24 protein-coding genes are annotated in these 22,915 nt (G+C 41.4%); 16 read left to right on the top strand and 8 right to left on the bottom strand.

Annotation, left to right across the window (positions count from 1 at the left end; all coding sequences use genetic code 11):
• Positions 1-39 precede the first annotated feature (39 nt).
• Complete coding sequence (locus NSP_RS03190; RefSeq protein ID WP_006194217.1) at positions 40-252, top strand: helix-turn-helix domain-containing protein; 213 nt, start codon at positions 40-42, stop codon at positions 250-252.
• 23 nt (positions 253-275) lie between these two features.
• Positions 276-1,589, top strand: a complete 1,314-nt coding sequence (locus NSP_RS03195) for a site-specific DNA-methyltransferase (protein ID WP_006194216.1) — start codon at positions 276-278, stop codon at positions 1,587-1,589.
• Here NSP_RS03195 and NSP_RS03200 read toward each other — a convergent pair.
• Positions 1,564-2,427 (bottom strand): hypothetical protein, encoded by an 864-nt coding sequence (locus tag NSP_RS03200; RefSeq protein WP_006194215.1) that lies wholly within the window; start codon positions 2,425-2,427, stop codon positions 1,564-1,566. The genes NSP_RS03195 and NSP_RS03200 overlap by 26 nt on opposite strands.
• 159 nt (positions 2,428-2,586) lie before the next feature.
• On the opposite strand from NSP_RS03200, the gene NSP_RS03205 reads away from it, so the two are divergent.
• Complete coding sequence (locus NSP_RS03205) at positions 2,587-2,784, top strand: hypothetical protein (RefSeq protein ID WP_231859527.1); 198 nt, start codon at positions 2,587-2,589, stop codon at positions 2,782-2,784.
• A 316-nt stretch (positions 2,785-3,100) separates the two neighbouring features.
• Positions 3,101-3,832: a photosystem II repair protein Psb32 gene (psb32, locus tag NSP_RS03210; protein WP_042201495.1), complete on the top strand. Its 732-nt coding sequence runs from the start codon at positions 3,101-3,103 to the stop codon at positions 3,830-3,832.
• Between the two features lie 53 nt (positions 3,833-3,885).
• On the opposite strand, the gene NSP_RS03215 is transcribed toward psb32, so the two are convergent.
• The 3 genes from NSP_RS03215 to NSP_RS03225 form a co-directional block, all read right to left on the bottom strand.
• Positions 3,886-4,269 (bottom strand): DUF4346 domain-containing protein, encoded by a 384-nt coding sequence (locus tag NSP_RS03215; RefSeq protein WP_042201511.1) that lies wholly within the window; start codon positions 4,267-4,269, stop codon positions 3,886-3,888.
• Positions 4,270-4,350: 81 nt separating this feature from the next.
• Positions 4,351-5,046 (bottom strand): potassium channel family protein, encoded by a 696-nt coding sequence (locus tag NSP_RS03220; protein WP_006194211.1) that lies wholly within the window; start codon positions 5,044-5,046, stop codon positions 4,351-4,353.
• A gap of 173 nt (positions 5,047-5,219) precedes the next feature.
• Positions 5,220-6,554, bottom strand: a complete 1,335-nt coding sequence (locus tag NSP_RS03225) for a TrkH family potassium uptake protein (RefSeq protein ID WP_006194210.1) — start codon at positions 6,552-6,554, stop codon at positions 5,220-5,222.
• Between the two features lie 212 nt (positions 6,555-6,766).
• Between NSP_RS03225 and NSP_RS03230 the strand changes: the two genes are divergently transcribed.
• The 4 genes from NSP_RS03230 to NSP_RS03245 all read left to right on the top strand — a co-directional run bounded on the left by NSP_RS03230 (position 6,767) and on the right by NSP_RS03245 (position 10,519).
• On the top strand, positions 6,767-7,609 hold the full coding sequence (locus NSP_RS03230) for a methyltransferase domain-containing protein (protein ID WP_006194209.1): 843 nt from the start codon (positions 6,767-6,769) through the stop codon (positions 7,607-7,609).
• Between the two features lie 147 nt (positions 7,610-7,756).
• A complete protein-coding gene (locus tag NSP_RS03235; protein ID WP_006194208.1) occupies positions 7,757-8,695 on the top strand; it encodes a homogentisate phytyltransferase in 939 nt (312 codons plus the stop codon).
• Between the two features lie 4 nt (positions 8,696-8,699).
• Positions 8,700-9,176: a tetratricopeptide repeat protein gene (locus NSP_RS03240; RefSeq protein ID WP_006194207.1), complete on the top strand. Its 477-nt coding sequence runs from the start codon at positions 8,700-8,702 to the stop codon at positions 9,174-9,176.
• A 311-nt stretch (positions 9,177-9,487) separates the two neighbouring features.
• On the top strand, positions 9,488-10,519 hold the full coding sequence (locus NSP_RS03245; RefSeq protein WP_006194206.1) for a hypothetical protein: 1,032 nt from the start codon (positions 9,488-9,490) through the stop codon (positions 10,517-10,519).
• Positions 10,520-11,239: 720 nt separating this feature from the next.
• On the opposite strand, the gene NSP_RS03250 is transcribed toward NSP_RS03245, so the two are convergent.
• On the bottom strand, positions 11,240-12,067 hold the full coding sequence (locus NSP_RS03250; RefSeq protein ID WP_006194205.1) for a carbohydrate ABC transporter permease: 828 nt from the start codon (positions 12,065-12,067) through the stop codon (positions 11,240-11,242).
• Positions 12,068-12,243: 176 nt separating this feature from the next.
• Here NSP_RS03250 and NSP_RS03255 point away from each other — a divergent pair, with 176 nt between their 5' ends.
• The 5 genes from NSP_RS03255 (at position 12,244) to folE (ending at position 17,425) form a co-directional block, all read left to right on the top strand.
• The gene (locus tag NSP_RS03255; RefSeq protein WP_006194204.1) at positions 12,244-12,939 is read left to right on the top strand and encodes an aldehyde oxygenase (deformylating); all 696 of its coding nucleotides are present in this window, start codon (positions 12,244-12,246) and stop codon (positions 12,937-12,939) included.
• Between the two features lie 368 nt (positions 12,940-13,307).
• Positions 13,308-14,348, top strand: coding sequence for a long-chain acyl-[acyl-carrier-protein] reductase (locus NSP_RS03260; RefSeq protein ID WP_006194203.1), 1,041 nt, complete (start codon positions 13,308-13,310; stop codon positions 14,346-14,348).
• A gap of 226 nt (positions 14,349-14,574) precedes the next feature.
• Entirely contained in the window at positions 14,575-15,555 is a 981-nt protein-coding gene (locus NSP_RS03265; protein ID WP_006194202.1) for an acetyl-CoA carboxylase carboxyltransferase subunit alpha, read from the top strand.
• Between the two features lie 374 nt (positions 15,556-15,929).
• Complete coding sequence (locus NSP_RS03270; protein WP_006194201.1) at positions 15,930-16,652, top strand: SDR family oxidoreductase; 723 nt, start codon at positions 15,930-15,932, stop codon at positions 16,650-16,652.
• Between the two features lie 65 nt (positions 16,653-16,717).
• Positions 16,718-17,425 (top strand): GTP cyclohydrolase I FolE, encoded by a 708-nt coding sequence (gene folE, locus NSP_RS03275; protein ID WP_006194200.1) that lies wholly within the window; start codon positions 16,718-16,720, stop codon positions 17,423-17,425.
• 64 nt (positions 17,426-17,489) lie between these two features.
• On the opposite strand, the gene NSP_RS03280 is transcribed toward folE, so the two are convergent.
• Positions 17,490-18,125 (bottom strand): phosphoribosylanthranilate isomerase, encoded by a 636-nt coding sequence (locus NSP_RS03280; protein WP_006194199.1) that lies wholly within the window; start codon positions 18,123-18,125, stop codon positions 17,490-17,492.
• A gap of 124 nt (positions 18,126-18,249) precedes the next feature.
• Between NSP_RS03280 and psaK (NSP_RS03285) the strand changes: the two genes are divergently transcribed.
• The 3 genes from psaK (NSP_RS03285) (at position 18,250) to NSP_RS03295 (ending at position 20,494) form a co-directional block, all read left to right on the top strand.
• Complete coding sequence (gene psaK / locus NSP_RS03285) at positions 18,250-18,498, top strand: photosystem I reaction center subunit PsaK (protein ID WP_006194198.1); 249 nt, start codon at positions 18,250-18,252, stop codon at positions 18,496-18,498.
• A gap of 358 nt (positions 18,499-18,856) precedes the next feature.
• Positions 18,857-19,123: a photosystem I reaction center subunit PsaK gene (gene psaK, locus NSP_RS03290; protein WP_006194197.1), complete on the top strand. Its 267-nt coding sequence runs from the start codon at positions 18,857-18,859 to the stop codon at positions 19,121-19,123.
• A gap of 174 nt (positions 19,124-19,297) precedes the next feature.
• A complete protein-coding gene (locus tag NSP_RS03295) occupies positions 19,298-20,494 on the top strand; it encodes a site-2 protease family protein (protein ID WP_006194196.1) in 1,197 nt (398 codons plus the stop codon).
• A gap of 373 nt (positions 20,495-20,867) precedes the next feature.
• On the opposite strand, the gene NSP_RS03300 is transcribed toward NSP_RS03295, so the two are convergent.
• Both NSP_RS03300 and fraD read right to left on the bottom strand, forming a co-directional pair.
• The gene (locus NSP_RS03300) at positions 20,868-21,647 is read right to left on the bottom strand and encodes an ABC transporter permease (RefSeq protein ID WP_006194195.1); all 780 of its coding nucleotides are present in this window, start codon (positions 21,645-21,647) and stop codon (positions 20,868-20,870) included.
• A gap of 180 nt (positions 21,648-21,827) precedes the next feature.
• Complete coding sequence (gene fraD, locus NSP_RS03305; RefSeq protein ID WP_006194194.1) at positions 21,828-22,883, bottom strand: septal junction protein FraD; 1,056 nt, start codon at positions 22,881-22,883, stop codon at positions 21,828-21,830.
• Between the last annotated feature and the right edge of the window lie 32 nt (positions 22,884-22,915).

Below are 22,915 nucleotides of genomic sequence, written 5' to 3' on the forward strand. Positions count from 1 at the left end.
ATTAACGATACTATACAACTCTAACGACAAAAGCGACAAATGCTCCAAGATGCACAACACAACAATAATGAAGATGAAATTTCATTTCTGACAACTAATGAAGTGGCTAATCTTCTTCGTGTTCACCAAAGGACTGTACAACGATGGATATCATCAAATCGTCTTAAAGCTACAAAAATAGGACCAAGAGTTTGGCGTATTAAAAAACAAGATTTAGACGATTTTATGGGAATTGATCACAATGAAAATTAATTACACTAAAAATAGGAGTTGAAATGGCAACAGGTATAACAAAAAAAAATGGTCATAAAAGTAAAAAACAAAATACAATATCATTCCGCCTAGAATATGAAGGAAAAATCCCTGTAGAAGAGATCCTAAAGACTCAGCCTGCGCGACTTCGGCGTATAATTAGCGTAGATAAAAAACCAATAAATCAATTAATTTATGGGGAAAATTTAAGGGTTCTTAGTTCGTTAATAAAAAATGATGCTGTTGTTGGTAAAGTAGGGTTAATTTATATTGATCCCCCTTACGCAACTGGGAGTAGTTTTGAGTCACGAAAAAGAGACCATGCTTATCATGACATAATGGAAGGTGCGGAATATTTAGAATTTCTGCGTCAACGCCTTATTTTATTAAGAGAACTTTTATCTGAAGAAGGTTCTATATATGTGCATTTAGATCAAAATATGGCTTGTGCTGTAAAAATTATAATGGACGAAATTTTTGGAACCAAAAATTTTCGCAATTGGATTACTAGAAAAAAATGTAATCCTAAAAACTATACACGTAATCAGTATGGAAACATTGCAGACTATATTCTATTTTATACAAAAACAGAAAATTATGTATGGAATCAGCAATTTGATCCTTGGACTGAAAATACTGCGAAGAAGGAGTATCAATATGTTGAAGAACGCACTGGAAGAATTTATAAAAAAGTTCCCATTCATGCGCCAGGTGTAAGAAAAGGCGCAACAGGCCAACCTTGGAGAGGAATGCTGCCGCCTCCTGGTAAACACTGGCAATATACTCCTCAAACTTTAGATGAAATGGATACACGAGGAGAAATCTACTGGTCTTCTACAGGAAATCCCAGAAGAAAAGTTTATTTAGATAATAGTCAAGGTATTTCCGTTCAAGATATCTGGCTGAATTTTAAGGATGCTCATAATCAAAATATAAAAATTACTGGCTATCCCACAGAAAAAAATTTAGATTTTATCAAAAGAATAATTCTAGCCTCATCTAACCCAGGAGACCTTGTTCTAGATGCCTTTGCTGGAAGTGGAACTACTGTAGCCGTAGCTGAAGAGCTAGGCAGAAAATGGATAGCCATTGATAACTCATCACTAGCTATAACTACAATAGTTCAACGTTTAGTTAAAGGAACTGAAGCAATGGGCGACTTCGTTAATAGAAATAATCCTACTAAATATGAACAACAAAGCTTAATTAATACAAATCGAATTTTACATACTGGTCTGGATTTATATTTTGAGGAAACACCTGAGTTAGAGTTAATCTCTGATACTGCGATAAAAAATTGGAATAGCCAACTTAACTGTCAAGCCAATCTTTTGTAAATCTATCGTCAAGCATTTTCAAGGTACACACCATTATTCTACCGTTCCCGTTGCTTTCCAGGCTAGCGTAATCGTTCCACATAGAACCTAGAAGTAATCCTGGTCCATCATTCAGAAAAAACACTTTTAAAGGGACTTCATAGGTATCAGCATATTTAAAAATATCTGTTATTTTATCTCGATTACCACCTGTTCGATCATCTTCTTGCGAGCCTCCTCTGTCAGAGTCATAACGAGCAAATCCAACTACCAATGGAGTTCCATCTAATCGAGATATCAGAATATCAGCTGGAGTTTTAGTTTCCCAATTGTCTAAAACCTCATTAAGCATTACATCTCTTCCACCCCGAATCGGTCCTTGAATTAGGTAATGTTCTCCAAAAGTTTTACGAAAATGTGAGAAAAAAGCTTCTGTCAAGTCATAACCTTTTTGTCCTCGTGTCTTCTGTTCTAAAAGAATTGCCATCAGAGCTTCATCAGGGATTGGGCGAGCTTTTAATTTTTTCCTAACCTCATCTAAATTACGGAATCTATCACCAAAATCATCAATTATACTCAATATTTTTGTCTTCCTCTTAATCATTTCAACTGAAGTATCAGGTGATACGTACCTGCGAAATATTCTAAGAAGTTGAATTCGTAGCGGATCAGGATCTTCTGTAATAAGTTCAAGTAAGTTTGCAGAACTTTCCGCTTGATTTACCAATTCTGTAAAGCGCTCTAGAACTTTTTCATAGAGTATTTTAGCTTCATCTAAAGAATCTGGGTAGAATGCTGAGTCAAATATAGTAATCCATTTAGATGCTGTTGCTTTGTAACTACTGAATGGATTAAACACAACAATAAATCTCCGTTGCCATAATGAATACAATTAATCCAGTATAAACGGCATTGATCAGATATCCGAGTTAAATCCTGCAATAAATTTTCAACCCCTGATCCTGCATGGGTTTTCTCATTTGCAAATGAATACTTATTTTAATTAAGAGGAAAACAAATGATGACACCAATTGAGTTGAGAAACAAAGGTTATCAGATTTTAGTAGAAAATTTGGGTCAAGTAGATGCTATTCGCTTTTTACAACAAGCTGGATGGGGAAGCGGTGACTATACACAGGAAAGAAAGGAAACTTTAGCTAAAGTAACAAGAGAAAAGTTTTGGGAAGACCTGAAGCGAATTAGAAATAAAGGGTGAGTTAAGAGGGTTATTCAATAGGGATTAATTTTTTTGCTAGATGAAACAAATGATGGTGCGTTGCGCTACGCGACAACACACCCTACAAATAAGGATTTTGAGTAAATTTAATCATTTGTGTGTACACCGTAGCTTAAACCACAAGAGAAGCCACTGGCGCGCGATCGCTCATCGTCAAGACTAGCTGTAAAATATATGGTTACAGGAAAAATATCCTGCTGAATACCGCCAAAATTGAATAGATGTGTAAATCAGGTGATTTTGACCTTGGTTCTGTAGTATTTTTGGTGCAAGCCTGTCTTAAACAGATCATCCGATGAAACAGATCCTTAACGAAATATTTAGTCTTAAAAAATACCTACTTCGGCTAGTTGTACCCTTACTGATGGTAGTTCTGGGTGCTTCCGTGTTTGTCTCACCTGCATTAGCTACAGGTGTATATCAAATCCCAAATCTGAGCGGAAACAACTGGGTTTTAGATCAAAGTGACATTATTAGTCGCGTCAACGAAGGTAAAATCAACAGTACCTTTGAGGATTTGGCAAAAAAAACAGGTAACGAAGTCAGATTTGTGACTATTCGTCGCCTCGATTACGGTGAAACACCAGCAAGTTTTACTCAAGAACTGTTTGAAAAATGGTTTCCTACACCAGCAGAACAAGCTAATCAAACATTGTTGGTACTGGATACTGTTACCAACGGTACTGCTATTGTGACTGGTGAAGAAGTTAAGCCCTTGTTGACTGACTCTATCGCCGAAAGTGTGGTTTCAGAAACTATGGGTATACCCATAAGAGATGGTAATAAATACAACCAAGCTTTTGTGGATGCAAGCGATCGCCTGCTCGCCGTCCTCTCTGGTGAACCAGATCCAGGACCACCGGAAGTTACTGAAACTGTGCAGGTAGAAGGTACTTTCACCAAAGCCGAAGATACGGATCAAGGTAACGCTACTGCTTGGGTAGTAGGACTTTTAATTGCCGCTACCGTGATCCCGATGGCTACTTACTTTGTTTACCAGGTAAACCAACCATCATCTGAAGGCTAACTCTAACAGTTATCAGTTATCAGTGAACAGTTATCAACTAACTGTTCACTGATTTAATCTTGAATATACTCTTGCCCTGACACTAAAGCCACCTCAGCCCGGAGAAATTCGCGCCCTAAATAAGCCGCATGGTCTAAAAAAGTGACTGGACAGGGCTGAGTTTCTTCAAAAATCTTTACACAAAGTTCCTTAGCCGTCCTTCCACTAAAAACCGTTGTGTGAGTTCGTTCCACTTTCCCCCTAGCAGGAATTACCTTACCGGTTTCGGGATCGACGGCTAAACCTTTCTCATCAATCACATTTGTGAAATGCTTGGCGTAAATTAACCCTGCGCCTCGATCTAAATAGATAATGAAATATCCGCCGGGGTCAAGTTCAATATAACGTTGAGAAAGTTTATTATCAATTGCTGCCAAATCTTCAAGTATTAAATCCATAAACATTCAAAAAAGCAAACTTGTTTCTACTGGTTTTTTACACCCATATCAAGTGTAATTCTTATCTTCCATTTATCTAATTCAAATCGGCAAGCGATTAATATCTTTGTTATGGCCAATCACCACCATTGCTGTACCCCGTTCTAGACGCTTAGTGGGTTCGGGATTGATTTTAAATTTACCATCCTGACTCACGGCTAGTAAATTCAAGCCATAGCGGTTACGCAGTTGCAATTCCGAGATGGTTCGACCGTGGAATTCATCAGGGACAATCATCTCGACAATACTGTTTTCTGGGTCGAGGTCAAATCGGTCTAAAATAGATGGTTTAGTGAGCGATCGCGCTAGGGCGCAACCTGCTTCAAATTCGGGAAACACTACATGATCTGCACCCACTCGTTTTAACAGCTTACGGTGAACTTCACTAGAAGCTTTAGCCACTACATGAGGTACACCACCCTCTTTCACATTCAAAGTAGTGATAATACTTTCTTGAATGTAGTTACCAATAGCGATGATTACCGTATCAAATTCAAATATTCCCGCTTCTTTAAGAGCAGCTGGTTCAGTTGAGTCTAGCTGTAAAGCATGACCAACCATCTCTTCATGTAATGCATCTGATACAAGCTTTTCATCAACATCTGTGGCCAGTACTTGATAACCCAATTTATGTAACGTTGAACATACTGATCTACCAAAACGACCCAACCCAATTACAGCAAATTGGTGGTTATCTCGACGTAAACTGCGAAAAAAGCCTATCGATGACAGATTCACATTTGTTATCCTTATTTTCGCTACCTGGGGATAGGGTAAAAACGATGACACTAAAATTTGTTAAAAGTTTTAGTTTTTTGCCTACTCATTCATATTTTATCAGTAGACGTTACTGACATTGATTGATTAATTAGCCATTAATTAACATTCCATCACCCTCTCTACCTAATCAGCTATCCCACAAGTAAACTTTCTTCAGGATAGTGTACCCTACTGGGGCGGGGGTCTCCTAGTACAGCAGCCATTAGCAGTAAAACACCGACTCGTCCCACATACATTGTCACAATTAGAATCAGTTTGGCTGGTACTGAGACGCTACTCGTGATTCCTGTGGAAAGCCCTACAGTCGCAAAGGCTGATACAACTTCAAACAGCAGTTGAATAAAATTTAATTCTGGATCTGTGAGGGAAATTAAAATTGTAGAGAACAGCACCATAGCGACAGAACCAACTAAAACAGCAACAGCTTTTAATATCAAAGATATGGCGATTTTGCGTTCATATAATAAAACTTCTTCCTTGCCTTGAAGAATTGATTTTGTACAGCTGGTGAGAACTCTCACGGTTGTAGTCTTTATACCTCCTCCTGTGCCACTGGGACTAGCACCAATAAACATAAATGCAATGGTAATAAATAAACCAGCCGTGGTCATTTGACTGACATCAATGCTATTAAAACCAGCAGTTCTGGTAGTAACTGATTGAAACCAAGCTGCTAGTAACTGGGTAGGTAAATTCAGTGAACCAAATGTTTCTCTATTTTTTGTTTCTATGAGAAAAAATGCGATTGTGCCGATAAATAAAAGTATTAAAGTTGTGCTTGATGCGACTTTAAAATCTAAAGAAAAAACTAAATTGGTGGTTTTTTTGAGCAGGCGATCGCGCACCCAAAGATACACTTCTAATATTACCTGATAACCAATACCGCCAAAAATTATCAACATGGTAATAGTGAAAACCACTAACCCAGATGACTGATATCCCACTAAACTATCTGAGAATAAACTAAAGCCGGCATTATTCCAAGCCGAAATACTATGAAAGATCGCCAGCCAAAGTCCTTCATTCCAGCCAAAATCGGGAACAAATGCCGGGAGAAGTAACAAAATGCCTGTAATTTCAAAAATCATCGTTGTGGCAATAATTGACCGGATCACTTGAGCGCTACCTTGCATTCCCGGTCGATCTAAAGTTTGTTGAATGGCTAATTTGTGCCGCAGGTTAAATTTCCGCCCCACGAGCATAATCAGAAAGGTGGTGGTTGTCATATACCCCAAGCCGCCGATTTGAGCTAACAGCAAAATACACAACTGACCCCAAAAAGAAAAATCAGTCCCAGTATCAACTACAGCTAACCCCGTGACACAAACGGCGGAGGTGGCTGTAAATAGCGCCACAATGGGGTCATTCCAATTACCACTGCTAGTAGAGAAAGGCATCATCAGCAGGATAGTCCCCACGGTGATCACAGCTAAAAATCCCAAGCAAACTGTGCGAGAAACGGTCATAATCAGTTATCAGTTATCAGTTATCAGTTATCAGTCAAGAAACATAATTGGGTTGAAATCCCACACCTGATGCCTTGATCAGTGTTCACTGTTCACTGTTCACGGATTTAACACCCCTGGAATCAAAAACACTCTTATTCAATTAAAAACACACATGGTAGCCTACCAGTATGTTTATTTAAATTCGGCATTGTTTTAACACTGCTTTCTTCATGAGCGAAACTCTTTACCAGCAAATACAACAATTTTATGATGCTTCCTCTGGTCTGTGGGAACAGATTTGGGGCGAACATATGCACCACGGCTATTACGGCGCAGATGGTAGCCAAAAAAAAGAGCGCCGACTGGCTCAAATTGATTTAATCGAAGAACTACTCAAATGGGCTGAGGTAGAAACAGCAGAAAACATTCTGGATGTGGGTTGTGGTATCGGCGGTAGTTCTCTTTACTTAGCAGGTAAGTTTAAGGCTGAAGCCACGGGGATTACTTTAAGTCCAGTACAAGCGGCTAGAGCCAACGAACGCGCCCAATATGCCGGTTTGAGTGGTAGATGTCGGTTTCAAGTCGCAGATGCTCAAGCAATGCCTTTTGCTGACGATTCTTTTGATTTGGTTTGGTCACTAGAAAGCGGTGAACATATGCCAGATAAAACGAAGTTTTTGCAAGAGTGCTATCGAGTTCTCAAGCCTGGTGGAAAGCTGATTGTGGTGACTTGGTGTCATCGTCCCACTGATAATTCACCGTTGACGGCTGATGAACAAAAGCATTTACAAGATATTTATCGCGTATATTGTCTACCCTACGTGATTTCGTTGCCAGAATACGAAGCGATCGCTCGTCAACTTCCTTTAAATAATCTTCGCACGGCTGATTGGTCAACGGCTGTGGCTCCATTTTGGGATTTTGTGATTGATTCGGCTTTCACTCCCCAGGCGCTGTTTGGGTTACTCACTTCTGGTTGGGAAACTATTCAAGGCGCACTATCACTGGGATTAATGAGTGACGGTTACAAACGTGGGTTAATTCGGTTTGCTTTGTTATGCGGAACTAAATAGAGGCAGGGGAGCGGGGAGCAGGGAGCAAGGGGGATTTAGAAATTACTTTAAACTTCCAGTTACTTCACAACAACTGTTCCACTTCTCCCCTGCACCCTGCCCCCTGCCCCCGTTCCTCTTTTCCCCATTCCTTCATCTACAATTTTTATGAATCAAATTTCTGGTCAGTCTTCTAATTTTCAAGGTAATTGGCTTTATGCTTTTTGGAAGTTTTCCCGCCCGCATACGATTATTGGTACGAGTTTGAGTGTGTGGAGTTTGTATTTAATTGCTGTTGCTATCTCTGCGACTGGTTTTTCTAATGAACAACTGATTTCTGTTCTGGGTGCTTGGATTGCCTGTTTATGTGGCAATGTTTATATTGTGGGGTTGAATCAATTAGAAGATGTTGAAATTGACAAAATTAATAAACCTCATTTACCCCTTGCATCAGGAGAATTTTCTCATAAACAAGGGCAGTTAATTGTCATCACTATGGGCGTTGTGGCGCTGGTTGTGGCTTGGCTAACTGGTCCTTTTTTATTGGGATTAGTTGCTTCGAGTTTGGCTATTGGTACGGCTTATTCTTTACCGCCGATTCGCTTGAAGCGATTTCCTTTTTGGGCGGCACTGTGTATATTTTCAGTGCGGGGAACTATCGTGAATTTGGGGTTATTTTTACACTTTAATTGGGCTTTAGGAAAAACTCCAACAATTCCTCCTGCGGTTTGGGTTTTGACCATATTTATTTTGGTGTTTACCTTTGCGATCGCCATTTTTAAAGATATCCCCGATCTAGAAGGCGATCGCCTTTACAATATCACTACTTTCACCATCCAACTCGGACCACAAGCCGTATTTAATTTAGCGCTTTGGGTACTAACTGTTTGCTATTTGGGAATCATGCTCATTGGTGTGCTGAATTTTCCGGGAATCAACCCAATGTTTTTAGTAATTACTCATCTAATTGTGTTGGCTGGAATGTGGATGCGAAGTTTAGGCGTAGACTTAGAAGATAAAAGTGCGATCGCTGATTTCTACCAATTTATCTGGAAACTCTTTTACCTCGAATATATTATGTTCCCCATCGCTTGTCTTTTAGCTTAAAACCATGTTAGAAAATCTCAAAAATACAGACATTTTCGCCATAATTCCAGTGGCGATCGCTTTGACAATTCTCGTTTATTTCTCTTGGAAAACTTTGGTAACTTTAAACTCTTTCCAAAAAGGTGTAAAACTCTATGAACAAAAAGATTACCCAGGCGCAGAAGCAGCTTTTCGGAAAGTGATTTCTAACAACTCCACTAACGACGTAGTTCGCTTGTTATTGGGAGATATTCTCAAAGAGAAAGGTAATGTCAAAGAAGCAACAGAATTATATCAAGAAGTGATTCGCAGCAGTCCGAAAAATCCTGATGCTTACCTGCGTTTAGCAAATGTTTTCATGGAAGAAAAACAGCCAGAAAAAGCCAAAGAAAATCTAGAACAAGCCAAAGCCTTATTACAAAAACAGCGACAACCTGAAAGGGCGCAAAAAGTCAGTCATCTGTTAGAGAAAATTACCGCTAAAACTGGGAATAAAGCCTAGATTTATCTAGCACAGAAAAAACTCCCCCCTCCGGCTCCCTCTCCTTAGTAAGGAGAGGGTTGGGGTGAGGTTTCATGTGTTACAAAAATATGTAATAATTAAGCCGATTGCGCTCCGACATCTATTAGAGAAAATTACCGCTAAAACTGGCAATCAAGCCTAGATAGAAAAAACTCCCCTTCCGGCTCCCTCTCCTTAGTAAGGAGAGGGTTGGGGTGAGGTTTCATGTGTTACAAAAATATGTAATAATTAAGCCGATTGCGCTGCGCGCAGTGCCAAAGAAAATCGCATACATTAGTTAGCTATCAATTGTGCAAGATACCGAATCCATCAACGACCTAGCTGCGGCTTTGCAACAACCAGCCGACCTCAGCTTTGAACTACCAGATCCAGAAGATGAAGAGATTTTAGAGTCAGATTTTCAAGAACAACTGGATGTAGCATGGCAGGTATGCGATCGCTTTGACCTGCAAACTGAAATCTGGCGGGGGCGCATCTTACGGGCTATCCGTGACCGAGAAAAAAGAGGTGGTGACGGAAGAGGTACAGGATTTCTCAGATGGCTCAAAGAACGCGAAATCAGTAAAAGTCAAGCTTACGCCTGGATTCAACTAGCTAATAGTGCTGATACTCTCCTCGAAGAAGGAAAACTTGACCCAGCGTCAGTGAATAATTTTAGCAAACGGGCATTTATTGAAACCTCCAAAGCCGTCCCAGAAGTCCAACAGATGGTGAGTGAAGCGGCGCAAAAAGGCGACCAGATTACCAGAAGAGAAGTGCGTCAACTCACCGACGAATGGACAGCCATGTCCTCGGAGTTACTACCAGAATCAGTCAAGGTAAAAGCAGCCGACAACTCCCTTCCCTCGCGCTACATTGCCCCTCTGGTGAAGGAAATGGAAAAACTGCCAGAATCACACCAGAAGATGATTCACACCGAAATTGCGGCTAATCCTGACGTTGATACTCTCAAACAAGCAACTTCAGAGGCGCGTCATTTAGCTAAATATCTTAAATCAGCCGCTCAAGTCCAAGCACTGACACAGGCGGATATTGACATTGAAACAGCCCTAGAAGAAGCCCAAAGAATCGGCTGTTTGAGTATAGCTGCTGATTTAGTCAATCAAGCATCACAGATAGAACAAACCATTGCCAAGTTATACATGACTTGGAAACGCATCGGTAACTTGGCAGATAGATTATATGTGGATACTGGCGCAAGCACTCCCAATTTGCGATCGCTCCTGACTTGCGTCGAACCTCTGGGCGGTGAAATCATGGAATTACAATTGAGTGGCGGTACTGAACACACAATCCGCCTACAAATTCAGGAAACGAATTAGGGATTGGTCATTGGTCATTGGTCATTGGTCACTTAATTTTGGATTTTGGATTTACGATTTTGGATTAACCTCTCCTTATAAAGAAGAGGCTTAAACATGGAAAACTTTTTGTTTTTCTTCTGCGTGAACCCAGAGGCTTGAGACCAAATATTTTAGATTTCAGATTTTCATTTAATCCAAAATTTAAAATCTAAAATCCAAAATCGCTTTGGTCATTGGTCATTGGTCATTGGTCACTTAATTTTGGATTTTGGATTTACGATTTTGGATTAACCTCTCCTTATAAAGAAGAGGCTTAAACATGGAAAACTTTTTGTTTTTCTTCTGCGTGAACCCAGAGGCTTGAGACCAAATATTTTAGATTTCAGATTTTCATTTAATCCAAAATTTAAAATCTAAAATCCAAAATCGCTTCGGTCATTGGTCATTGGTCATTGGTCACTTAATTTTGGATTTTGGATTTACGATTTTGGATTAACCTCTCCTTATAAAGAAGAGGCTTAAACATGGAAAACTTTTTGTTTTTCTTCTGCGTGAACCCAGAGGCTTGAGACCAAATATTTTAGATTTCAGATTTTCATTTAATCCAAAATTTAAAATCTAAAATCCAAAATCGCTTCGGTCATTGGTCATTGGTCATTGGTCATTAGGAAGTTACCGTCTTCTCCCCACACGGACCACACGGACCACACGGACCACGGACCACGGACCACTCCCTGCTCAATTCTTAATCCCTGTGGCGGCTATACCACGTATAAATTGACGCTGACCGATGAGGAATAACACCATCACCGGCACAGTGGCTATAGTCACCGCAGCCATCATGAGAGGCCAATTATTCGTGAATTGTTCTTGAAATTCGGCTAAAGCCAATTGCACTGTTCTTAATTCTGGTCGTGTCGTAAATACCAAAGGCTTAAATAAATCGTTCCATTCCCCAATAAAGGTAAACAGAAATAGCGTCACCAAGGCTGGACGTGCTAAAGGTAACATCACTCGCCACAAAATTTGCAGTCGGTTCGCTCCGTCTATGGTTGCGGCTTCTTCTAACTCTACGGGAATTGTCTGGAAATACTGACGTAACAAGAAAATCCCAAAGCCATTGACAGCCGTTGGTAAAATCAGCGCCCCGTAAGTGTTTATCAGGTGTCCCCACTTTAAAACTAGGAAGATGGGAATCACCAATAATTGAAAGGGAATGACTAAAGTAGCTAAGACAACCAGTAACAGCGCTTGTTTCCCGCGAAACTGAAATCTGGCTAGGGCATAACCCGCTAATGCAGATGTTACCATCTGAAAAGCCGTCACAGCGATCGCGACTAAGGTAGAATTAGCAAACGCTAGTAAAAATTTACCTCGCTCCCAAGCATCGCGGTAATTAGCTAAAGACCACTTAGTTTTGAGTGAAACTTCTAAAATAGCCCCTGGAGGTGCAAAAGAGGTGATAAAGACCACGAGCAACGGCAATAGGACAATAAATGCCCCCAATACCAGCACTCCTAATCTCAATAAATTGGTAGATTTTAGATTCCAGTTGATTTTGGACATGAGTTGAGCGTTAAAGCATTTGTGTTCTATTACTAGAGAATTGCCCCCAGCAAAAGCTAATCTATAACATAGTGACTTGTTAAGTTAAATTAAACCATAGCGATCATTACCCTTAATAAACAGGGAAAATCGAATTTTTGTATCAAATGATTCAAGTTTACAGGAGTAAACACACCATGCAACAACTTGCAGCCGAATTAAAAATTGATTTTCAGAGCGAAAAATACAAAGATGCCTACAGCCGCATTAATGCGATTGTGATTGAAGGCGAACAGGAAGCTCATGACAATTACATCACATTGGGAGAAATGCTCCCAGAGCTTAAAGATGAACTGATTCGTTTATCGAAAATGGAAAGTCGCCACAAAAAGGGTTTTGAAGCTTGTGGGCGGAATCTGTCTGTAAAACCAGATATGCCCTTTGCTCAGAAGTTTTTCAGTGGACTACACGAAAATTTCCAAAAAGCGGCGGCTGAAGGTCAAGTAGTGACTTGCTTGCTGATTCAATCTTTGATTATTGAATGCTTTGCGATCGCAGCATACAACATCTACATTCCCGTCGCTGATGATTTTGCCCGTAAAATCACAGAGGGAGTCGTAAAAGATGAGTATAGTCACCTCAACTTTGGGGAAGTTTGGTTAAAAGAAAACTTCGCACAATCCAAAGCGGAATTAGAAGCAGCCAATCGCCAAAACCTACCCATTGTTTGGAAAATGCTCAACGAAGTTGAAAATGATGCCCACGTCTTAGCAATGGAAAAAGAAGCTTTGGTAGAAGACTTCATGATTCAATACGGTGAAACTTTGAGTAACATTGGTTTCACTACCAGAGACATTATGAAAATGTCAGCTTACGGACTCACAGCCGCTTAATTGAGTGCTGAGTGCTGAGTGCTGAGTGGGTAGGGGCGGGTTTAAGCAATCAGTCTGTGGTTTGTCGAAATCCTTAGTAAACCCGCCCGGACACTGAGTGCTGAGTGCTGAGTGCTGAGTATTAAAAATTGCCTGTTTTGACCCGGACAAATCTTACGCTTTGTTTCCTCTTTCTCAAAGTTGTATCAATTTGAAGCGATAATCCGACAGATACCAACTAGGAAACTAGAATAGAGTCGGATTTTGTTAATTACGAATTACGAATTACGTTCGCGTAGCGTTTCCGAAGGAAATATTACGAATTGGTATTTAATTCTTGCCCACTTATTCAACGCTTTCGACAAAGCACACGCCTAATACATCAATACATGTTTGGTCTAATTGGACATTTGACTAGTTTAGAACACGCTCAATCGGTAGCCAAAGAATTAGGTTATCCAGAATATGCCGATCAAGGGCTAGATTTTTGGTGCAGCGCCCCGCCGCAAATTGTCGATGAAATCACAGTTACCAGTGTAACTGGGCAGACAATTGAAGGACGGTATGTAGAATCTTGTTTTCTGCCGGAAATGCTAGCTAATCGCCGCATCAAGGCCGCAACACGCAAAATTCTCAACGCTATGGCTCATGCTCAAAAGCATGGCATCAATATCACTGCTTTAGGAGGATTTTCCTCAATTATTTTTGAAAATTTTAAATTGGAGCAGTTTAGCCAAGTCCGCAACATCAAACTAGAGTTTGAACGCTTCACCACCGGGAATACTCACACGGCTTACATTATTTGTCGGCAAGTGGAACAAGCGTCGAAACAAATAGGAATTGATTTGTCGAAAGCGACTGTTGCTATATGTGGGGCAACTGGAGATATTGGCAGCGCCGTTACACGCTGGTTAGATGCCAGAACAGATGTCAAGGAACTTTTGCTCATCGCCCGCAATCATGAACGTCTCAAAGATTTACAAGACGAACTGGGGCGAGGAAAAATCATGGCTTTGAACGAAGCACTGCCCGAAGCTGATATTGTAGTTTGGGTTGCTAGTATGCCCAAAAGCATGGAAATTGATTTCCAAGTATTGAAGCGGCCTTGTTTGCTCATTGATGGTGGCTATCCGAAAAACTTAGCGACTAAAATTCAATATCCTGGTGTTCATGTGCTAAATGGTGGGATTGTCGAACATTCTCTGGATATTGACTGGAAAATTATGAAAATAGTCAATATGGATGTGCCAGCACGTCAGTTGTTTGCTTGTTTTGCGGAATCGATGCTGCTGGAATTTGAGAAGTTATACACGAACTTTTCTTGGGGGCGGAATCAGATTACCGTAGACAAAATGGAGCAGATTGGTCAAGCATCAATAAAACACGGATTTAGACCCCTGCTAGTTGAGTCCTTAGTCGTGAACTCATGACTCATAGCATTATCTCATCTGTAAATTCAGAATTTATCTGTGTAGCCTACAAGAAGCCGAATTTCGCGTCTACATCTGTGGTTAATTAATTCTTAGCTGATGTACAGACAAGATTAATCAATTCTGTACCAAGAGAGAACTACGATCTAAGTAAATCACAGCCAATAGTCCATGCCCTACATCCCCACCTTAAATAACTCCACACTCAACACTCTTAACTTGTACGATGGCAACTACCGAGCGCAAACCACTACTGTTAGATTTTGAAAAGCCACTAGCAGAACTGGCTAACCGAATTGATCAGATTCGGCAACTTGCAGAAGAAAATAGCGTTGATGTTTCTGGTGAAATTCGCAAACTAGAAACACGGGCTATGCAACTACGGGAGGAAATTTTTAGTAATTTATCACCGTCTCAGCGCCTGCAAGTAGCTCGTCATCCTCGCCGCCCTAGTACTCTTGATTACATTCAGTCCATTAGTGATGAATGGATGGAGTTGCATGGCGATCGCTGCGGCGGTGACGATCCAGCTTTAGTTGGTGGTGTAGGTCGTTTGGGCGGGCAACCAGTGGTAATGTTAGGGCATCAAAAAGGCCGCGACACTAAAGATAATGTCGCCCGTAACTTCGGTATGGCTTCCCCTGGTGGTTATCGGAAAGCCCTGCGCTTGATGGAACACGCCAATAAGTTTGGGATGCCGATTTTAACGTTTATCGACACCCCAGGCGCTTGGGCAGGCATAGAAGCCGAACACCAAGGACAAGGGGAAGCGATCGCCTATAATCTACGGGAAATGTTTTGCTTTGATGTGCCAATTATCTGCACAGTCATCGGCGAAGGTGGTTCTGGTGGCGCTTTAGGTATTGGCGTAGGCGATCGCCTCATGATGTTTGAACACGCCGTTTATACCGTCGCTACCCCCGAAGCCTGTGCCGCCATTCTGTGGAAAGATTCTAGCAAATCTCCCCAAGCAGCAGTCGCCCTCAAAATTATTTCCCACGACCTGAAAAACTTGGGAATCATCGACGAAATATTACCTGAACCCACTGGTGGCGCTCATTCTGACCCACTCAAAGCCGCCACAACTCTCAAGCAGAGCTTATTAGACAACTTAGACCAACTCAACCGCTTAACATCTCCAGAACGTCGGCAACTCCGCTATGAAAAATTCCGTAAAATTGGTGTTTTTACTGAAGCTGCCCACTAATCCTGCGAGAAAATAACCGCTTTACTCATCAGCAATGTTATAATGCCTATGGCTACTTAAAGATTTTTAACAATCTCAACAGCCATAGGTTTTTGTATTTTAAGCAAATCAACTTGATTTGATTCAGTGATTTGCCTGTTATTCAGTAATCACATTTAAATCTATGACATAATTTCCCAGTTAAACATTTGTTATCCTGACTGGGAACACACCTGACGGGAAAAAATACCCACGCTCACAGAAAAAATTAGCAGTTAGTTATCAACCATAAATCATCGGAAATTCAGGTTAATTAAATTTAACCCATCCGCAAGATTTGGGTAATTGGCTGGTGGAAAAAAGTTTTCAGAACTGCCAACAAAATTGGAGACAGCATGAGTCTTGATAAACGACGCGCCCTAATTACTGGGGCTAGTAGTGGAATTGGCAAAGCAACGGCTTTAGCATTTGCCAAGGCGGGAATTGATGTCGCCTTAGTCAGCCGTTCTTTAGATAAGTTAGAGACAGTAGCCCAAGCAGCTAGACATACAGGAGTAGTAGCCAAAGCTTACGCTGTTGATCTTGCGAATATAACTCAAGTCAAAGCAGAAATAGAGGCGATCGCCCTTGACTTTGGAGGCATAGATATATTAGTAAATAATGCGGGCATAGCATACACAGCCAACCTGAGCGAAACCCCCTTAGAAGATTGGCAGAAAGTCATAAACTTGAACCTCACCAGCGTCTTTCAATGCCTGATGGGAATATTACCCGGAATGCGCTCACGCCACACAGGCACAATAATTAACGTCGCCTCAATTGCTGCCAAGCAACCCTTTCCTGGTTGGGGAGTATACAGCGTCAGCAAGGCTGGTGTAATGGCACTTTCTCAAACCTTGGCACAAGAAGAACGCGCCCACGGCATTCGTGTCACAGCCATTTGTCCTGGTGCTGTCAATACCGAACTCTGGGACACAGAAACCGTCCAGTCAGATTTTGACCGTTCCAAAATGTTAACGCCAGAAGTCGTTGCCCAATCAATTCTCTACACAGCCTTACTACCACAGCAAGCCGTCATAGACGAATTAACGTTAATGCCCAGTGCTGGCGCTCTTTAACTCTGGTGCGCCTGGTGTTCAATCAGCAACGCTAATAATTCAAACCATAACCAAGTAATCACATCATGACTATTGCTAGTTCCAACGGTTCCAATCGCTCGAAATCTCCTCTAAGCCCAGATTTAGTAGAAGCCATCAGCCCCAAACCCGACCGCAACACCCATAATGGACGACAGCCGAATTTGCACCCACCGACAGCCGAAGAAATGGAGTCAATGATGGATGGAGTCAGAGCGATAATCGTAGGAGTTGGAGAAGACCCCGAAAGAGAAGGACTGCTGAAAACACCCAAACGTGTAGCAGAAGCCATGCAGTTTCTCACCAGTGGCTACAACCAATCTCTCGAAGAACTCCTTAACGATGCCATCTTTGATGAAGGACATAACGAGATGGTATTAGTCCGGGATATTAACTTCTTTAGCCTCTGCGAACACCATATGCTGCCTTTTATGGGTAAAGCCCACGTTGCTTATATCCCCAACCAAAAAGTTGTAGGCTTAAGTAAACTTGCCCGCATTGTCGAGATGTATTCTCGCCGTTTACAAGTCCAGGAAAGATTAACCCGTCAAATCGCCGAAGCCATTCAAACCATTCTCGAACCTCAAGGTGTAGCCGTGGTAATGGAAGCTACCCATATGTGCATGGCAATGCGGGGTGTGCAAAAACCCGGTTCTTGGACTGTCACCAGCGCAATGGTTGGTGCATTTGATGAAGACCAAAAAACTCGTGAAGAATTCTTTAACCTGATTCGTCACCAACCTTCATTTTACTAGTGAGTAGGGAGTAGGGAGTGGGGAGTAGGGAGTGGGGAATGGGGACTACAAATTACTGTAACCTCTAGCTTTCCCATTTTCCTAACTTCTCAAATAGCAGTGCTACTTTATTTAAATCCTTATCTCCTGGTTTAATTTCCACACCACTAGATAAATCTATCCCGTCGGGTTTGACTTGATTTAAAGCAGTCACTACATTATCTGGCGTTAGTCCCCCAGCCAATAACCAAGGACAACTGGGTTTAAATTGCTCTAACATCTGCCAGTCTAGAGTTTGTCCAGTACCTCCCAACTGTTGCGGATGATACGCATCAAGTAGTAATGTATCTATATATTCGGTGTAATTTGAGGCTTGAGCTAGATGCTCAAGACTGCGAACTCTAAAAGCTTTAAGAATTTCTACATTTGGGAGACTTTGACGTAACAGGGAGCAAAATTCTGGTGATTCGTCTCCGTGTAACTGGATACCAGTCAATCCAGAATCGATCACTATTTGGCTAATTTCAGAAATGCTCGTATTGGCAAAAACCCCGATTTTGTCAATATTTTCCGGTAATTGCGCCACAGCCGCCCGAATTTGCTGTGAGGTAACATAGCGGGGTGAGGTGGGTACACAAATAAATCCTAATGCAGTTGCGCCCAGATTGGCGATCGCTACAGACTGTTTTGGTTGAGTAATGCCGCAAATTTTAACCCGCATATAAATTTGAGATATTGGTAACTGAAAAAAAAGATCGAAAATTTCCTAATAATTTTCGGTTGTTTGCTGTGGAACTTTATAATCTTGGAGGACTAATTAATTTTGTCATTTAGGAGATACCAGTTTGATTTCATCATTACTAGCCGCCGCATCTGTTCCCGTCACACCTGAATGGACTCCCACAGTAGGGATCATTATTAGCGTCAGCAGCTTGATAGTTCTTTTGCTAACTCTCAGAATTCAGTATCCTTTAGTCGGCCCCAAGTTGCCTATCCTGCCCATCAGCATTCCCGCATTTATCGGTGCGATGGCTTTTGGTCATGTAATCGGCATTGGTATTGTCTTAGGGCTGACTAACATCGGTCGTCTGTAGGTTCGAGAACTTAGGGACTGGGAAGAAGCAGGGGGGCAGGGGGGAAGAAGCAGGGGGGCAGGGGGCAGGGGGCAGGGGGGAAAATTAAGACTCCCCAATTCCCCAATTCCCAATTCCCAATTCCCATTCCCCTACTCCCTACTCCCCACTCCCTACTCCCCACTCCCCACTCAAGGAACTATTGAATTTAGCATGATCAGATTGGTTTGTAATCACTCCGACAGAAGAGAGAGAAACTAACCTTCCCTTTGAGGGAGGATTCGCTTACTTCATCAGGCGGACTATTTACATGGTTGAGAAATGACAGCTAAATCAGTTTGTTCATGCAGGAGCAAGAACCATGATCTCATTCTCATCAATGTTATTAGTCGTCCAAGTTACTGTTCCCAATACCGGCACTACATGGAATTGGATTGGTACTCCGATTATTATTGGTAGTTGTTTATTATGCCTTCTGATTATTCCCCGCACCATTAGCTACCCTCACGTTGGGAATAAAATGCCTTTACCTTTTCCAGGACTTTTTAACAATCCTAGCGTCGGTTCCTTCCTGGCGGCTATGAGTGCTGGCCATCTGATTGGTATCGGTGCTGTTTTGGGATTGACCAATCTCGGCATTATTTAACGGCGGAAATCCCCACCCTCAGCTATTTGTCCTGGGGGTCGGGAATATGTCAACCTAGAAGTTAGGACATCTCAGACTATTTTGGATTTGAGATTTGGGATTAAATTTTATGTATAAAAAAACTGCACATTTTTAGGATTAATTGCGGCAAATATTTAGTTTTAGGAGAATATAGTGCAAACAAATTGGCGCATCGGGTCTTTACTAGGCATCCCGTTATTTTTAGACCCACTGTGGTTTGTAATTTTAGGGCTAGCTACGCTTAACTTTGGCATAGCTTACCAGCAATGGGGTACGGCTATCGGTTGGAGTGCTGGAATGGTGATGGCACTGCTATTATTTGGTTCAGTGTTGTTACACGAATTGGGTCACAGTTTGGCAGCGCGATCGCAAGGTATTAGAGTTAATTCAATTACTCTGTTTATGTTTGGCGGGGTTGCGGCTATTGAAGAAGAATCAAAAACCCCAGGAAAAGCCTTTCAAGTCGCCATCGCGGGTCCTTTGGTAAGTATTGCTCTATTTTTGCTATTTAGCCTAGCTACTAACATCACGCCCGAATCTACACCCCTTTCAGCAATGGTTACGGATTTGGCGAGAATTAATTTAGTAGTCGCCCTATTTAACCTGATTCCTGGTTTACCTCTGGATGGGGGACAAGTTTTAAAAGCCGCCCTGTGGAAAATTACAGGGAACCGCTTTCAAGCTGTACACTGGGCTGCGAAGTCTGGGCAGATTTTAGGTTATAGTGCGATCGCATTAGGATTAGCTGTAGACTTCTTCACCAGAGAGTTAATCACTGGTTTGTGGATTGCTTTAATCGGTTGGTTTGCTGTGCGTAATGCTAACAGCTATGACCGTGTAACCACATTACAAGAAACTCTACTCAAGGTAATAGCCAGCGATGCGATGACTCGTGATTTTCGCGTAGTCGATGCTGACCAAACTTTACGTGCTTTTGCTGACTCTTACTTATTGGACACCAACGCCCCAAGTGTTTATTTTGCTGTCTCTGATGGGCGTTATCGGGGTATGGTTTCCATTGACGATTTACGCTTAGTAGAAAGAAGCGAATGGGAAAACCGAACTGTGCAAAGTATTGTCCATCCTTTAGCAGAAATTCCCTCTGTAACTGAATCGATTTCTATTGCTGAGGTAATTAATAAGCTGGAAAATGAGCAGTTACCTCGAATTACTGTGCTTTCGCCTGCTGGTACGGTAGCGGGTGTCATTGACCGGGGGGATATTGTCCGGGAATTAGCCCAAAAGTTAAGTTTACGCATTACCGATGAGGAAATTAAGCGGATTAAAGAAGAAGGTAGTTATCCGCCTGGGTTACAATTGGGGGCGATCGCGAAATCAGCTACAAATTAATAGAATACAGAACCTCACCCCCAACCCCTCTCCTTAGTAAGGAGAGGGGAGAGTTTTATGAATTAGGGGTTGCTGAATAAATACGAAAACCTTACAGGTAAAGGATTTCAGGGAGTTTTAAATTGAAAAAGTGCAAGCCTTTAGGCTGTGAGAACTTAAAAACCTTGCATTTAAATTTGATTCAAAGGAAAAATCGCTCCTATCCAACTCTTGAAACTGTTCCCTGTTCCCTGTCTCCACGACAAGACTTTTTCAGCAACCCCTAGTTATTATTGATTAAACCGCTTCGCGGAGTCATTAGTCTTTAGTTCTTAGTCCTTGAAATACGATATTCACAAGGGATTTGATGACCAATGACCAATGACTAGCTTTTTCAAAACTCGCGTCGTAAGAAGATAATATTAGCGATCGCTAACAGCATGACACTGTAAAGTAAACCATAGCTGACATTGTGAATCAGTACAGTGGTATCAGGTAACGCTGGTAAGCCGTAAACAGCATCATTTTTCAAATCTAATCGCGATAAATCTGGCAAAATCAAGTACAAGCCTTGAGTGATACGTTCAATTACAGGGTTATCGCTCAGACGACCCAGATTAACTAAATCTGGAGTAATATTCCCCATTAAGTAGACTGCAAATGTTAAAGTCACCGCTAACAGAGAACTGGTAAATACACCGAAGGTAATAGCCACAGCAGTGATTAAAGATAACTGCAAAACTAAAAAACTGGCGGCAATTAAAATGCTCAGTGCTGAATGGGGAATATTACCAATCTGCAAAAATCCCAAATAAAGTATTGTCATTACGGCGACAAGTACAGCCAACACAGCCGATAAACCTAAGAATTTACCTGCAATAATTTCGCTGCGGCTGACAGGTTTGGCGATTAATACCAAAATAGTCCGTTTATCAATTTCTTTATTAACTAATCCCGTACCGATAAAGATGGCAACAATTAAACACACAGCACTCATTGCGCCTAGACCAAAGTCTAAAAACATTTTATCTTCAGTCGCAGCTGCAAATTCAGGTAATACCCGCAGAGCGATCGCCAGTAGGATAGCATAAAACCCGATAATATACAGAATGCGATCGCGCACCATTTCCTGAAATACATTCTTCGCAATTACAAAAACTCTGCCGAAATTCATGGTTTTTTAGTTCAAAATCAATGATTAGTTATCAAGGGTAGGTTGAAAACCCCACCCGAAACAGCAACGTAGTTGTAGGGAGTCTAAACCCGCCCCTATTCGTTGAACCAAGCATCTGAGTGGTTTGGCTCCCGGAAAGTGTCAACAGTTAAATTATGCCCAAATTCCGAGCATTTCCACTCACTGCTTCGCTGGTAGTTCACCCGCCATAAATTTACTCAGGCGATCGCATTCAATTTCCGCCACTGTATTGTTCTGTTCTACCTCGTTCAGAGCAATTCTGGAATTTCCCTGGGAGACTGCTATTGGTTCAACTTGACAAGACTTTTGCAGATAATACCCCTTAATATCAGAACTCGGACCATCCCAAATACTGAGTAAATCTAATTTATATCCAGATTTGATATTAGTTACACGCGCTTCCAAACGCCATAACTTTCTTTCTTCATATTCTCCTAGTTGCTGATTTATAACTTGATTCCCCAAGCTTTTCACTTCCTTTGTTGCTTCTAGCAACCATCTTTCCACTTGTGACCAAGGTTTTTGATTTAACTCTTCTTCTACTCTTGTTTGCAGTGTATCGAGAATGGTAACACCATTTTTGGGGATTTTTCGGACTTCTGGTGTTGTCTGTGTTTCTGGTTCTGCGATTCTAATCACAAAGGTACTACGCCCAAAGTCATCTGTGAGTATGCTGGGGTATTGTGTTAACCAATTATCCATGACAAAGTAAAACTGAATCCAGCAACTGATTAGCATACAGCTAGCTACTAAAACTATGATTTTTTCCCGAACTTCTGGTTTCGGAATTTTCGCTGTAGTGCTGCTATCAGTACCTTCAATAAAATCTGGAATTGCTGTAATTATTCCCGCGATTGTCGGCCAGAGGATAATTGTTCTGGGTGTAATCACATCCTCGGAATTACCAAATGCAAAAACACTGACTAAAAATCCAGTTATGACTGCTCCCACTGGCATAAAAGTACCAGGAACTCTTAAAGGATCTTCAGTAGTATACCAAGCCGTACCAGCAATTAAAAATAACCACCCTAAAAATGCAATGACATTTTCTACATAACCCGCAGCCAAAAATGAAAGTATCCACGAATAAGCACTCAAATAAATGAATGTTTGCCAGGAATAAGCTTTGGGGGGAATTAATAGCTTTTTAATTCCCTCATAAATGCCGGCAAAAAACTGGAAAAATACGAAAATATCTTTAAATAATGTTTGCATCCTTCACACCTCTAATTAATTAAACCTATAAA

This window comes from Nodularia spumigena CCY9414, from assembly GCF_000340565.2.
GTDB classification, from domain to species: Bacteria; Cyanobacteriota; Cyanobacteriia; order Cyanobacteriales; family Nostocaceae; genus Nodularia; species Nodularia spumigena.